Origin of the sequence: Enteractinococcus helveticum (assembly GCF_001657475.1) — a bacterium.
Taxonomy (GTDB): domain Bacteria; phylum Actinomycetota; class Actinomycetes; order Actinomycetales; family Micrococcaceae; genus Yaniella; species Yaniella helvetica.
Genome location: NZ_LXEY01000021.1, coordinates 1 through 12,456 on the forward strand (window position 1 = coordinate 1; position 12,456 = coordinate 12,456).

General features: G+C 53.2%; 15 protein-coding genes. 5 read left to right on the forward strand and 10 right to left on the reverse strand.

Features of this window, described 5'->3' with window-relative positions:
• Positions 1 to 445: 445 nt before the first annotated feature.
• The 5 genes from A6F49_RS18070 to ctaE all read right to left on the reverse strand — a co-directional run bounded on the left by A6F49_RS18070 (position 446) and on the right by ctaE (position 5,204).
• A complete protein-coding gene (locus A6F49_RS18070) occupies positions 446 to 592 on the reverse strand; it encodes a hypothetical protein (protein ID WP_161485804.1) in 147 nt (48 codons plus the stop codon).
• Between the two features lie 210 nt (positions 593 to 802).
• Complete coding sequence (gene qcrB / locus A6F49_RS10470) at positions 803 to 2,500, reverse strand: cytochrome bc1 complex cytochrome b subunit (protein ID WP_043058247.1); 1,698 nt, start codon at positions 2,498 to 2,500, stop codon at positions 803 to 805.
• Positions 2,500 to 3,603: a cytochrome bc1 complex Rieske iron-sulfur subunit gene (gene qcrA, locus A6F49_RS10475; RefSeq protein WP_043058248.1), complete on the reverse strand. Its 1,104-nt coding sequence runs from the start codon at positions 3,601 to 3,603 to the stop codon at positions 2,500 to 2,502. Before qcrA ends, qcrB begins: the two co-directional genes overlap by 1 nt.
• Positions 3,604 to 3,667: 64 nt before the next feature.
• Complete coding sequence (qcrC, locus tag A6F49_RS10480; RefSeq protein WP_043058249.1) at positions 3,668 to 4,471, reverse strand: cytochrome bc1 complex diheme cytochrome c subunit; 804 nt, start codon at positions 4,469 to 4,471, stop codon at positions 3,668 to 3,670.
• Positions 4,472 to 4,571: 100 nt separating this feature from the next.
• Positions 4,572 to 5,204 carry an aa3-type cytochrome oxidase subunit III gene (ctaE, locus tag A6F49_RS10485; protein WP_043058250.1) on the reverse strand — a complete coding sequence of 211 codons (633 nt, stop codon included), beginning with the start codon at positions 5,202 to 5,204 and terminating at the stop codon, positions 4,572 to 4,574.
• Positions 5,205 to 5,527: 323 nt separating this feature from the next.
• On the opposite strand from ctaE, the gene trpD reads away from it, so the two are divergent.
• Positions 5,528 to 6,562 (forward strand): anthranilate phosphoribosyltransferase, encoded by a 1,035-nt coding sequence (gene trpD / locus A6F49_RS10490; protein WP_043058251.1) that lies wholly within the window; start codon positions 5,528 to 5,530, stop codon positions 6,560 to 6,562.
• Positions 6,563 to 6,640: 78 nt separating this feature from the next.
• On the opposite strand, the gene A6F49_RS10495 is transcribed toward trpD, so the two are convergent.
• Together A6F49_RS10495 and A6F49_RS10500 are read right to left on the reverse strand one after the other, a co-directional pair.
• Positions 6,641 to 6,919, reverse strand: a complete 279-nt coding sequence (locus A6F49_RS10495; RefSeq protein WP_043058252.1) for an Lrp/AsnC family transcriptional regulator — start codon at positions 6,917 to 6,919, stop codon at positions 6,641 to 6,643.
• A gap of 29 nt (positions 6,920 to 6,948) precedes the next feature.
• Positions 6,949 to 7,344 (reverse strand): DUF3054 domain-containing protein, encoded by a 396-nt coding sequence (locus A6F49_RS10500; RefSeq protein ID WP_043058253.1) that lies wholly within the window; start codon positions 7,342 to 7,344, stop codon positions 6,949 to 6,951.
• A 105-nt stretch (positions 7,345 to 7,449) separates the two neighbouring features.
• Between A6F49_RS10500 and A6F49_RS10505 the strand changes: the two genes are divergently transcribed.
• Positions 7,450 to 8,091, forward strand: coding sequence for a hypothetical protein (locus A6F49_RS10505; protein WP_161485805.1), 642 nt, complete (start codon positions 7,450 to 7,452; stop codon positions 8,089 to 8,091).
• Here the strand turns inward: A6F49_RS10505 and A6F49_RS18885 are convergent.
• Positions 8,088 to 8,372, reverse strand: a complete 285-nt coding sequence (locus tag A6F49_RS18885; protein ID WP_407643842.1) for a type I 3-dehydroquinate dehydratase — start codon at positions 8,370 to 8,372, stop codon at positions 8,088 to 8,090. The two genes, A6F49_RS10505 and A6F49_RS18885, sit on opposite strands and share 4 nt — an antisense overlap.
• 423 nt (positions 8,373 to 8,795) lie before the next feature.
• A complete protein-coding gene (locus tag A6F49_RS10510; protein WP_052504921.1) occupies positions 8,796 to 9,398 on the reverse strand; it encodes a maltokinase N-terminal cap-like domain-containing protein in 603 nt (200 codons plus the stop codon).
• A 185-nt stretch (positions 9,399 to 9,583) separates the two neighbouring features.
• Between A6F49_RS10510 and A6F49_RS10515 the strand changes: the two genes are divergently transcribed.
• The 3 genes from A6F49_RS10515 (at position 9,584) to A6F49_RS10525 (ending at position 11,651) form a co-directional block, all read left to right on the forward strand.
• Positions 9,584 to 10,048 carry an NfeD family protein gene (locus A6F49_RS10515; RefSeq protein ID WP_043058254.1) on the forward strand — a complete coding sequence of 155 codons (465 nt, stop codon included), beginning with the start codon at positions 9,584 to 9,586 and terminating at the stop codon, positions 10,046 to 10,048.
• 81 nt (positions 10,049 to 10,129) lie between these two features.
• Positions 10,130 to 11,224, forward strand: coding sequence for an SPFH domain-containing protein (locus A6F49_RS10520; RefSeq protein ID WP_082911736.1), 1,095 nt, complete (start codon positions 10,130 to 10,132; stop codon positions 11,222 to 11,224).
• A 79-nt stretch (positions 11,225 to 11,303) separates the two neighbouring features.
• Positions 11,304 to 11,651, forward strand: a complete 348-nt coding sequence (locus A6F49_RS10525; RefSeq protein ID WP_043058255.1) for an RNA polymerase-binding protein RbpA — start codon at positions 11,304 to 11,306, stop codon at positions 11,649 to 11,651.
• 72 nt (positions 11,652 to 11,723) lie between these two features.
• Here the strand turns inward: A6F49_RS10525 and A6F49_RS10530 are convergent, their stop codons facing one another.
• Positions 11,724 to 12,455: a polyprenol monophosphomannose synthase gene (locus A6F49_RS10530; protein WP_043058256.1), complete on the reverse strand. Its 732-nt coding sequence runs from the start codon at positions 12,453 to 12,455 to the stop codon at positions 11,724 to 11,726.
• Position 12,456: the final 1 nt, after the last annotated feature.

The window sequence follows — 12,456 nt, forward strand, 5'->3', positions numbered from 1 at the left end:
GGGATTCCTACCGAACCCGCACCAGACGAGAACTCATCGAATCAACGACCACCAACCAAGACTAACCACCACAAGGGGGTCAATTTTCAAACGTCGAAAAGGGGTCAATATTCACCCGTCGTTGACAGATTCCTCTGACCCCAACGCATGGCTCTCAACAGGCCGTATATTCAACATCGAATGTTGGAGCTCAGTCAGTGTCCGAAGACAATATACCTGAAATTCTGGCGCAAAATCCTGAGAGCCCGCAGGGGAGTGGCAGTAGAAATTCCGGGACTGCCGAAGATCTCCATGGGACAGAAAGTGAACGCACTCAGCAGCCACCATAAGCAGAGGATGAATCATCTGCCTGGAACTATTATTCACAGCGATGGGATCGACTGATAGCACATCACAGTGAAAAACCAATGTTTGGCAAAGTAACAGATGTTTTCGGGCAGGGTCGTCAGCCCGAAAATACTGAAGGCTGGTCAACGCGTTCGGGCAATACGGACCCAACGAGCGTGGTAAACCAGTCTTCCGACCGGGAATCGGACACATCAAATCCTGCTACAAACTGGCGAGTATATATTCTGCCTGCACTGGTGCTCACGGTATTGGTTGTCCTTGGACTTATGACACTTTTTGATTCAGAGACACAAGTCCTGTTTCCTCTACCGGGGCCATAATGATCGTCTTTTCGAAGGCCTACTCCTGTGCTGAAGCTGTAGCTGCGGTGGGACTCCTGGATAGGTAATTAAACGAAGCCGCCCGGATGAAGAAATTCTTCAACCGGGCGGATCTATCGTCGATACGCTAGCGCTTAGGAACGATCACGTTTACCTTCAAGCTCGCGGACTGCGGTCTCCACAGAGCTTTGCAGCTTACGACGGTCTGTGTCGTGCTCTGCGTGTGCTTCTGCGAGTTCCTGAGCTGTGACAGGCTCAACACGATCTTCGAAGAAGTGACGTGCCCAGCGTGCACGAAGTTTCTCCAGAAGTGTGATCTTGCCTTTCTTATTAGGTTGGGCAGGAACAGGTTCTGGGGATTCGTAGGAAACAAGTTCGTACAGACGGTATTCGTCTACGAGCTCGTGACGCTCAAGGATTGCACCCTCAGGGGTGAACTCGATGACACCGGTTTCACGACCGTGCAGTGCGATCTCGCGATCTTTACGCTGCAGTGCCAGGCAGATGCGCTTGGTGACGATGAAGCCAATAATCGGTCCAAAGATCAACAGGAAGCGCAGGATGTAGGCGACGTCATTCAGCGACATCATAAAGTGCGTGGCCATCAAGTCAGAGGACGCAGCGGCCCACATGACACAGTAGAAGATGACGGCTGCCACGCCGACGGCGGTGCGGCCTGGTGCGTTTCGTGGACGGTCCAGAATGTGGTGTTCACGGTTGTCACCAGTGATACCACGTTCGATCCATGGCCAGGCAAACATACCAACGACCAGGATACCCATCGGGATCATTGGGACCAGGACACCCATTGGAAGCGCATTCCAGCCCCAAGGCATTGGAATATGCCAGAGGAAGGAGAAGTCACCCAACATACCAGGCATCAGACGGAGGATACCGTCACCAAAACCTACATACCAGTCAGGCTGGGTACCAGCAGACACCGGTGATGGGTCATAAGGCCCGTAGTTCCACACCGCGTTGATCTGGAAGAACCCTGAGATCAGCGCAATGATACCGAACACAATGAAGAAGAATCCACCGGCTTTAGTAGCGAACACTGGGCCGATTGGGTAACCGACCACGTTATCCTCGCGACGGCCAGGTCCGGGGTACTGGGTGTGTTTGTGTACGACAACCAGGAACAAGTGCAGCGCGATGAACAAAATAATGAACGCTGGCACGACCATGATGTGCAGAGAATACAGACGTGGAATGATCTGATCCCCTGGGAATTCTCCGCCGAAGAAGAAGAACGAGATGTAAGTTCCAACAACTGGAATCGCCTTCATCATTCCGTCAATAATACGGAGACCGTTACCGGACAGAACATCATCTGGCAGCGAGTAGCCGGTGAACCCAGCAGCGATAGCGAGGATCCACAGAACGACACCAATAACCCAGTTGAGTTCACGTGGACGTCGGAATGCACCGGTGAAGAATACACGGAGCATGTGGACCGATAGGGAAGCCACGAAGATCAGCGCACCCCAGTGGTGAACCTGACGCATGAACAGACCGCCGCGCACCTCAAAAGAGATGTCCAGGGTCGACGCGTAGGCTGCCGACATTTCTACGCCGTAGAGCGGTTTGTAGGCACCTTCGTACACAACGTGGGCCATGGACGGGTCAAAGAAGAAGGTCAGGAAGGTACCTGAGAGGACCACGATGGCAAAGGAATACATTGCCACTTCACCGAGCATGAAGCTCCAGTGGTCCGGGAAGAGTTTACGTCCAAACTCTTTAACGATATGCGACGCGCCGACACGGGTGTCGACGTAGTTCGCAATCTTTCCTGTGGTGGTCGATGCTTTGTAGTCACGCATGACGGACATTATGCACCACGCTCCTCAGCTGGTCGTGGGTCACGTTCCCAGTAGGCTGGACCGACTGGCTCCAAGAAGTCACTTTGGGCAACCAGGTAGCCTTCGCTGTCAACAGTAATTGGCAGCTGTGGCAGTGGGTGCGATGCCGGACCGAAGACAACCTTGCATTCCTGGGTCAGGTCGTAGGTCGACTGGTGGCATGGGCACAGCAGGTGGTGCGTGTGTTGTTCATAGAGCGCAATTGGGCAGCCAACGTGGGTGCAAATCTTGGAGTAGGCGACGATACCGTCGACGTGCCAGTCTTCGCGGCCATCACTGATCTGCATGTCTTCTGGATTCAGGCGCATAAGCAGTACGACGGCTTTTGCCTTCTGGTTGAGCTTATCGTGCTCTAGGTCCAACAGACCGTCTGGTACAACGTGCAGGGCCGAACCGATGGTTACGTCCTGAGCCTTGATTGGGGTGCCGGTCACGTCACGAACAAGTCGTGTACCGGTATCCCACATCGTGTGGCGCATGCGCTCTACACCAAAGTTCTGTGCTGGATCATCGGATTGGTTACCGGTGTTGTCCAAGTCGCGAAGGAACGCGATTGCTGGCAGTGGTGCAATAGCAAGCGCACCGATGAGAGTGTTGCGCAACAGTGGACGACGCTTGATCTGGGATTCATCAATGATGTCATTGAGCATGTTGGCAGCGTCGGAGCGGTCTTCTTCGGTAACAACTTCTCCGCGTTCTTCGACCCATTCGTGGTCGGGCATGAGAGCGCGACCCCACTGGACGATACCCATACCAATGCCAAGCATTGCAAAAGCGGTACCCAAACCGAGCAGCCAGTTCTGCAAGCGGATGAGGTCCATATTGGTTTCGTCAAGCGGCAGCTGTCCGACGCCAAAGTACCCCACGAAGAAAATGATGGTACCGACGATGGACAGGATGAACATGAAAGAAACCTGGCGTTCTGCGCGTTTGGCTACGCGAGGATCTTCATCCGTAGTACGTGGCCGGTGAGGTGGCAATCCGGGGTTTTCGATAGCGTATTTACCCGAATCATCACTAGCGCGCTCTACGGTGCCCGGTGTACCGGGATCTCCGTGGCGTTGCTCGCCCATAGATCTGATTCCTTTACTCGAGTGATGTTGGTGATGTATTTAATCGACGATATTTCGATAAATTCTAGTTTGCGCGTGAGGTTATCCACACCATGAAACCGATGATCAGTGCCAGGCCGGCAGTCCAAACGAACAGGCCTTCAGCTACTGGTCCAAGCGAACCGAGGGAAGCACCACCTGGGTGACCCTGGGATTCGAACTCTTTCAGGTATGCAATGACATCGCGCTTATCCTCAGGAGTGAGGTTGGTGTCAGAGAATACCGGCATGTTCTGTGGACCAGTGACCATAGCTTCGTAGATGTGCTGCTCAGAGACGCCGTGCAGCGATGGTGCATATTTACCACGGGTCAGAGCACCGCCGCCTGCCGATGCAGAGTGGCACATGGCGCAGTTGACGCGGAACAGGTCGCCACCACGAGCGAGGTTTACGTCAGCGTGGTCAGCATCTAGGTATTCCTCTTCAGGAATGGTTGGGCCGGTGCCGAGGGAGTGGACGTATGCAGCCAGCTGCATGGTCTGTTCTTCGCCGAACTGAACTGGCTTCTGTGCCCCTTGTGGTCCGCTCATCTGCAGTGGCATGCGGCCGGTGCCGACCTGGAAGTCAACCGATGCAGCGCCTACGCCAATGAGTGATGGACCAGCAGGTCCACCAGTTGCACCAATGCCGTGACAGGATGCGCAGTTGGCGTTAAATAGTGCTTCGCCATCTGCGATGTTGTCTGCGCTGGTGTACTCAGCCTGCGAGTAGGCCGATGCAGAGTTGATGTTGGAGGCCAACGAGTACAGGCCTCCGGTCAGTAGCAGACCCAGCAACAGCAGGGCCACTCCGACCATGGGGTGGCGGCGGTTCTGTGAGAGTGCCTTCACTTTTATGGATTCCTAACGTTTTGTATAACCGGATGAGGTGTGACAAGTCCAGTCCGGTTACCTCGGGTGCGATTGATGTCGAGCCGGCGGACCGAACAGATCACTGAATGACGTAGATGATGAACCAGAGGGCGACCCATACTACGTCGACGAAGTGCCAGTAGTACGAAACGACAATGGCAATCGTGGATTCATGGTTTCCAAAGCGCTTAGCTAGGTAGGCGCGACCAATTACGAACAAGAACGCGATCAGACCACCGAGCACGTGCAATGCGTGGAACCCGGTGGTGAGGTAGAAGGCAGAACCGTAAGCATGCGATGCAACGGTTACACCGTGGGAAACAAGGACCGCGTACTCATACGACTGCACTGACAAGAAGATAGAACCGAGGATGAAGGAAACGATGAACCATTCCACTACACCCCAATCTTTGAGTTTATTGCTGGTGCGGCGTGGTCGTAGTTGGACAGCTGCCTTAACACCCCACTGAGCGGTGAACGAACTGATCACCAGGATGACGGTGTTAATGGTCGCCAAGACCGGATCCAACAGTGCGGTGTTCTCCTCCCACAAAGTGGGGGAGGTTGACCGCAGCGTGAAGTACATAGCGAATAGGCCACCGAAAAACATAACTTCGGACGACAGCCATACCATGGTGCCAACGGCAGCCAGGTTTGGCCGACTTGGGAAGCCGGTGGGATTATGCGAGAGAGTCTGAGTTGATGTTGTCACCCTTTCATTATGGCCCGAAATTATTCAAGATTCACAATGAGACTTGCCGACTGCGTGTCTTTTTGTTGTGAGAGGCCTAACCTTCCGGGTCGATGGACCGCATAATTCCCAGGTAATACGCAGATTTCATTCTCCGTAACCTCAGCTTGTCGCGACTTCTACAGCTCGTGGAAATTGCTGAATTGTTAAGCGCAAATGCCACTTTTCGGTGTCCATTTCCGCGGGCAATTGAGGCCTTGGAAAGTCAAGATCGCAAGAGAAATCGAATTGGGTAATAGGATGACTCAAGTAAGTCGAATTGTCTCGTTCTGAGGAAGCATTTAATGAATTGGCCCACAGTATTGTCTGCAGTATCGAAGCAACAGCATTTGACGCAGGAACAGGCTGCATGGGCGATGGAAGAAATGATGTCAGGGATAGCCACTGACGCCCAAATCGGCGGTTTCCTCATGGCGCTCTCCACGAAGGGGGAAACTGTCGAGGAGCTGCTTGGTTTAGCCAATGCGATGCTCGACGAAGCTGTTGCGGTTGACCTGCCTTCTGACGTCCTTGATATTGTCGGTACCGGTGGCGACCGCTTAGGAACGGTCAACCTCTCTACGATGTCCTCGTTGGTAGCCGTTGGTGCCGGCGCGAAAATCGTGAAACACGGTAACCGAGGCTCATCATCCACCGCAGGCGCCGCCGATGTGATCGAAGCCCTCGGAGTGGATCTCAATCTCACGCAATCGCGAGCCAAGCAGTCATTAGAGGAAGCTGGCATCACGTTCCTGTTTGCTCAGGAATACCACCCCTCGATGCGCTACGTAGCACCTGCTCGCAAACAATTAGGTGTCCCCACAGCATTCAACTACCTAGGTCCGCTCTCGAACCCTGCCAGGGTCCAAGCACAAGCACTTGGCTGTGCATCACAAGTAATGGCTCCGTTGCTTGCTGGAGTATTGGCAGATAGGGGAGTGCGCGGCCTTGTCTTCCGCGGCTCAGACGGACGTGACAAGATCACAACCTCAGGGCCGACGGCGATGTATGAAGTTCGTAACGGCAAGGTTGAAGAATACGAACTACACCCGCAGGACTTCGGTATCGAATTGGCGTCAGTCGAAGCGCTGGCGGGTAAGGACGGCGCCTACAATGCCGGCATCGTCCGCGAGATGTTGGAAGGCAAGCACGGTCCCGTTCGTGATGCGGTGCTACTGAACACTGCCGCAGGACTTACCGCTTACGACAAGGATGCATCAGGCCACCTGTTCGACCGCATGCGAAAGAATATGACCCGTGCCGAAGTATCCATTGATTCCGGCGCCGCACAGCAAGTCCTCGACAACTGGGTAAAGGTTTCTCGCCCAGACAGTGCCTAGTACTTACCTTAAAGTTTTTGTTTATAAGAAAGTGCCATGGGCCCGCCTTGCAGCCGGACCCATGGCACTTTTTTATGATTACTCGAAGCCTAGGGCGAAGCCTTCTTCGAGGTCGCTTCGGGAGTAGGCTCGGAAGGCCAGATGAGTCTCTGTGGCCTGAACTCCGGTGATCTTCGAAAGACGATCTGAAATAACATCTTCGAGCTCTTCAAATTCGCGCACCCGCACCATGGCGATCAGATCCCATGCTCCGGTGACCGAATATACCTGGGTGATACCGTCCTTGTCCGCCAGTTCCTGAGCGATCTCTGGAATGCGGTTGGTGTCAGTTTTGATCATGACGAAAGCGGTTACCATGGTCCTCCTTGTGGTCTCGTAATAGTAGTTTAGGTGGTTTGTTTTCGACGAGTGACGAGTGTCGAAATGATGCGTCGGCCGATAAGGAGCAAGGCTAAGACGCCCGCGGTGACCAGAATGAAGGCCAATGCCGATGTGTCATTAAACAATGCTGCGCGCAATATAGGTCCGAGGATCACCGTGCTTAACCACAGAATCACACCCATGGGAAAGATATTGTGAATGAGTCGTGTGGGTTTAATGCCTGCAGCGAGGATGAGATACGGGATCAGAAATGGAATGGCTACGCGCGCGATACTGGTTGGATCTAGGTTTCCATCGTGGGATGAGATCCCGATCATCGCAAAAATAACGATGAGTACAGCGTCGATGGCTAGTAGACCAACCACCGTAGACTTCGTGGCTCTGTGTGGTTCTGATGTCATGCATGTAGTCTAGTTCAGGCCCAGCCGCCTTTTAGCTACTGCATGTAACGCACACCACTGACTGCTTGCGGTGCTTCCGGTGCACAAGCAAATAGGGTTGTCACTATGCTTTGTTTGACATTGACCTTGGCCAAGACTGTTCCTGATTCACAGGGGCCCGAAATTGTTGGGCAGCTAGTCGAATCACTCAATTGGCGACCTAACGGCGATGGGGGAGTAGGCCCGAATTTCAAAGCAACGGGCCGTCGTCAGGTGCAGGGACATTTGGCGTCTGCTGACGAGACCGTCGGGTTCATACTATCTGCGGCTCGTTCAGGAACGTGGGGAGTGCATCTGACTATTATTCCAGAAATCGCAGGAGAGTCGTTTGGAATTGACGGTGCTGATGCCCTGCACGACATTTTGTGTCAGGCGGTCAAGAATGCTCCTCAAGCCCTGCGAGCACCTGGGGGAGTAAGGGTAGTAGCCGCACAAGGCAAGAAGCTGGTCGATTCAAAAACTGCGCCAGAAATCGGCTCGATTGAATCCACGCTCCAATTGCTATGCTCGATCGAGCGACGTCGTTCGGACGAAGGCCAAGAAGCGGGCCTGATGATTAATGCGGGAAACTCGCAAACACAAGCAGCAAAGAATCTTGGGGTCTCACAACAAGCGGTCTCTGCACGCTTACAGGCCGGATATTGGTATGAATCCAGGAAAGTAGCCTACTGGCTGGCGGTACAACTTGACCAGCTGCTGGGCGACTAACTCATCCATGCGTGAGCTTGGGCGATCGGTTCAATCGGTCGTTGTCCGGGAGCGAATACCCGTCCAATAGTGGCGAAACTCGCGGGTGAAGCGAAAATCTCTCCGGGGCGGCGACTGGCCATCGTGCAGTTGACCATCGCCATACTGGGCCGAGATTGTTTCCGTGCCAAAGCTCGGCTGGTGCTTATAGACGTCAAAACATCTTCGGGGGAGTTGTGCATATCCGCGACTTTGGCGATATTTGTCCCAGAGTGAATCATAGCTTCCAGATGTGCTGAGATGACCGTCTAAGTATGCAGATAAAGCCGAAATTATTGATAAGATTTCGCTGCCTTCGTTGCTAGTGCGAAGAGTCACCAGCAATCGTTTTGGCCCGAGGTGCGTTGTGCGCAATAGAATCCCTGCTGCCAGAGTCTTGGAATATTTCCGTACATGATCCACCCGCCATTCGATGACGCCGAACTCCTTGGCGTCTAACGATTGCAGGATGGTTCGAACTCAGACATGCTATCGACAGTTGTTGCATGTGATCGGGATGATGATCACTGGATGTTCGGCAGTGCGCGGCACTGAACCAATGTCGAGTAAGGGTACTCGAGGGGAGCGGCATGCAATGCTGTCTAAGGCTCTGCCCGGACCAAAAAGCCTTCAACTTTACATAATGTAGATTATCGGCGTTTGTGGGGTTGTTGTGTTTGTGCAGCTTATTCGGTGATAACCGGTACGCTGTCAGTCTGCGGTTTCGGTGTTGGTGTCAGTTCAAATAGTGTCGCTGATGCATCTTCCCACCGACCCACGAGTCGACGAAGTTCGCCGCCGTCTTCATCGAGAGTATCTAAGACGTGGTGGACGGATACTGTGCCCCATTCATCAGGTAATTCGCCACGAATGTAGATGCTGATATCGGAATCCTCTGATCCTAGATACTGGCCGTCTTCGTTGTAAAAATGGTATTCAGCCTGCTGAATTTCGCCGGCAAGCGCTTGGTTGAGCATATGGATTCCCACGGGGTCTGCCATGGCATCATAAGCCCAGCGTTCTCCAAGCACAGAGTGTTGCATTCTTGTAATGAGGTAGTCATCGGCACCGTCCAAGGGTGCTGCACGGTATGTGATGGGCAGGTGCAATATCCTGTCATCCCGCTTTACGACAAAGCCTTCAAAGCCGACTTCCCCGCTGGTGTCGTCAAATCGGTAGGTGCCGATCAGTTCGGGTTCACCGGAGCCGCCCCAGAATTGTTTATCTAACCAAGCAGTTACAAATTCTTTTTTGGACGGAGTCAGCTCAGCTGTATATATAGTGGCCATGATAAATAGTCTACGCGTTGGCTACCAAAAACACAGCTAAGCGAAAGCCATGCCGCTCCCCTAGAGATTTTGTGGCTTTAGCGAGGTCAGCGTGATAATTGGGTGGTACTCGGGTTGGCTTTTGGCGACAGCACAAGTCGAAACCAAGTATCCTGAAATCATGAACGCACTTATGGGAGGCCATCATGGTTGAGTGGATCCTAGATAATTTCTGGTCATTCTGGCTCATTATGATGCTGTTGCTAATCAGTGTTCAGGTCATGACGGGTGAATTGACGTTCCTGTTAATTGCGGTTGGAGCGTTGACCGCGATCATTGCTGATCTCTTAGATGCTCCCCTGTACATCCAGTTCATTATTTTCGCAGTCATATCACTGGCGTCTCTCATATGGTTACGTAGTTTCGATACCAAACGCAGGGCGAATGAAACGGGCCCCTCCCCCTGGAGTGTGAATCGGTATGTCGGGCGTGTGGGTGAGGTCACAGAAGAGGTGACTTCCAGTAGTGGATTAGTGCGTATCGGCAACGAAATTTGGTCCGCTCGTACCTACGCGGCTGCGCCCATCCCTGCCGAAACTGCAGTCATCATCCAGCAAATTGAAGGAGCGATTGTGTGGGTGGCCGAATCCTCCACTACCTCCGAGGCCTAACTTTGCATGTGTTCTCTTGTTGACGAGGGCTCGGTAATGTCAGATCAATAACGTGAATTAAACGATCAATCAGGAAAAGCTGTGGATATTTTTCTCATCATTCTTTTCGTCGTCCTAGCCATTTTTGTAGTGGCCATTTTGGCGAAATCTTTCCGTATAGTGCCTCAGGGTCACTGTGGAATCATTCAACGACTCGGTAAATACCAACGAACACAAATGGCTGGTTTGACCATGATGGTGCCATTTGTCGATGAGATGCTCCCGCTCATAGACATGCGTGAGCAAGTTGTTTCGTTCCCACCCCAACCGGTGATTACTGAAGATAACTTGGTCGTGTCAATCGACACGGTCGTCTTCTTCCAGATCACGGACCCCACGGCGGCAACCTACGGCATTGCAAACTATATTGCTGCAGTAGAAAACCTCACTACGACCACGCTTCGTAACGTGGTTGGTGGCATGAACCTCGAAGAGGCTCTCACTTCGCGTGATGCTATCAACACGCAGCTTCGCGGCGTTCTGGACGAGGCCACCTCGAAGTGGGGTTTGCGAGTCTCTCGAGTCGAGCTTAAAGCGATCGATCCGCCACGCTCTATCCAGGACTCCATGGAGAAACAGATGCGTGCTGAACGTGATCGTCGTGCAGCGATTCTGACGGCGGAAGGGCAGAAGCAGTCGGAAATTCTGACTGCTGAAGGTCAGCGCCAGTCCGCAATCCTCGAGGCTGAGGGTGATGCTCAGGCGGCCATCTTGCGCGCGAATGCTGAGGCGGAAGCTATCGTCACCGTTTTTGACGCGATCCATGAGGGTCGTCCAAATGCTGACTTGCTGGCATACCAATACTTACAGGTGCTGCCACAGATTGCTGATTCTGAGTCTTCGAAACTTTGGATCATCCCTTCCGAGGTGACCGATGCATTGAATCGTTTTAGTTCCTCTTATGGCCCGCAACCAGACCCTTCAGCGTCAGATGATGACTCTCAGGCGCCTACTCCCCCGCCAGCGCCGCGGCGCCGTACGAAGCGCGCCACGACGGCTGCCGAAATTGCAGACCGTGCTCCTAAAGCGCCAAAATTGGAGGACACTTCTTTAGAGGAGGCGTTAGCTGAGCCGGACATTGAAGAAGAAACTTTCCCGCAGCGACCAACACGTCGCGATGAAGGGGAACAAAAGTAACCGGACTTGCGTTACACATTTCGAGACGTTTTTCGTTAGACTGTCATGTCTGCAGAATTTTTGTTGGAGGAATCTCTGAATGTCTGATCGTTCACTGCGCGGTATGCGCCTCGGTGCCCAGTCTATGGAAACTGAAGCAGGTGTTGAACCTGCGCCACGTCAGCAAATCGAATATCGTTCCGAAGACGGCGAATCGATTGTTGTCACCTTTGCGGCTGAAGCCGATGTACCTGACACATGGACTACCAAGTCCGGCAAAGAAGCCCTTCGTGTTGATGGCAAGGCTCCTGAGCTCGAAGATGAGAAACCTCAGCGTACCCACTGGGATATGCTCCTCGAGCGTCGCAGTGTCGAAGAACTCGAAGAAACTTTAGAAATGCAGCTTAACAAGCTGCGTGCACGTCGCGGTGAAGGCGTAGACGCCTAGTTTTCTTTCATAGTCACATTAAAAAAGGTCCGGCAACTTTGAGTTGCCGGACCTTTTTTCTGGGTACAAGAGCTATCGCTGGAAACGCGATTTAAGCTTGTCTACACGAGCAGCCAGTCCCCACTTCGTGACATTGGCTAGTGCCTCGGTGATGATATTGCCAGACATTTTGGACTCGCCGAATTCGCGTTCGGTAAAGGTGATTGGTACTTCAACGATTCGTTTACCCAACTGCGCGGTTCGGAAGGTCATGTCAACCTGGAACCCATAGCCCTTGGACTCCACAGCGTCCAGATCCATGTCAGTCAGTGTGCTGGCTCGGTATGCACGGAAACCAGCCGTGACGTCGGTAAGGCGTAGTCCCAACAGCAACTGCGGGTACAACGAGCCACCAATAGATAACAGCTTGCGATACCAGGGCCAGTTCACCATCTTGCCGCCGGGAACGCGCCGTGAGCCAATGACCAGGTCGGCCTCATCAATGGCCTGTAGGAGGCGTGGAAGCTGTTCCGGGTGGTGGGATCCGTCGGCATCCATTTCCACGAGCACATCGTAGTCACGCTGCAAGCCCCAGCGGAAGCCAGCTATATACGCTCCCCCGAGTCCGTCTTTGACCTGGCGGTGCAAAACGAACACTTGGTCGTCTTTTGCTGCTTGTGCATCTGCCCAGACACCGGTGCCGTCAGGAGAGTTATCATCCACTACGAGCACATCAGATTCAGGGACCGCCGTCCGGAGACGTTCGAGTGTGCCAGGAAGCGATTCGGCTTCATTGTAGGTGGGGATAATGGTCAATACGCGCACT

Excerpts from the sequence above, each read along its gene's own strand:
- A6F49_RS10525 (WP_043058255.1), top strand. The coding sequence starts at position 11,304 with ATGTCTGATCGTTCACTGCGCGGTATGCGCCTCGGTGCCCAGTCTATG.
- trpD (WP_043058251.1), top strand. The coding sequence starts at position 5,528 with ATGAATTGGCCCACAGTATTGTCTGCAGTATCGAAGCAACAGCATTTG.
- A6F49_RS10510 (WP_052504921.1), bottom strand. The coding sequence starts at position 9,398 with ATGGCCACTATATATACAGCTGAGCTGACTCCGTCCAAAAAAGAATTT.
- qcrB (WP_043058247.1), bottom strand. The coding sequence starts at position 2,500 with ATGTCCGTCATGCGTGACTACAAAGCATCGACCACCACAGGAAAGATT.
- A6F49_RS10495 (WP_043058252.1), bottom strand. The coding sequence starts at position 6,919 with ATGGTAACCGCTTTCGTCATGATCAAAACTGACACCAACCGCATTCCA.
- A6F49_RS10515 (WP_043058254.1), top strand. The coding sequence starts at position 9,584 with ATGGTTGAGTGGATCCTAGATAATTTCTGGTCATTCTGGCTCATTATG.
- A6F49_RS10500 (WP_043058253.1), bottom strand. The coding sequence starts at position 7,344 with ATGACATCAGAACCACACAGAGCCACGAAGTCTACGGTGGTTGGTCTA.
- qcrA (WP_043058248.1), bottom strand. The coding sequence starts at position 3,603 with ATGGGCGAGCAACGCCACGGAGATCCCGGTACACCGGGCACCGTAGAG.
- A6F49_RS10505 (WP_161485805.1), top strand. The coding sequence starts at position 7,450 with ATGCTTTGTTTGACATTGACCTTGGCCAAGACTGTTCCTGATTCACAG.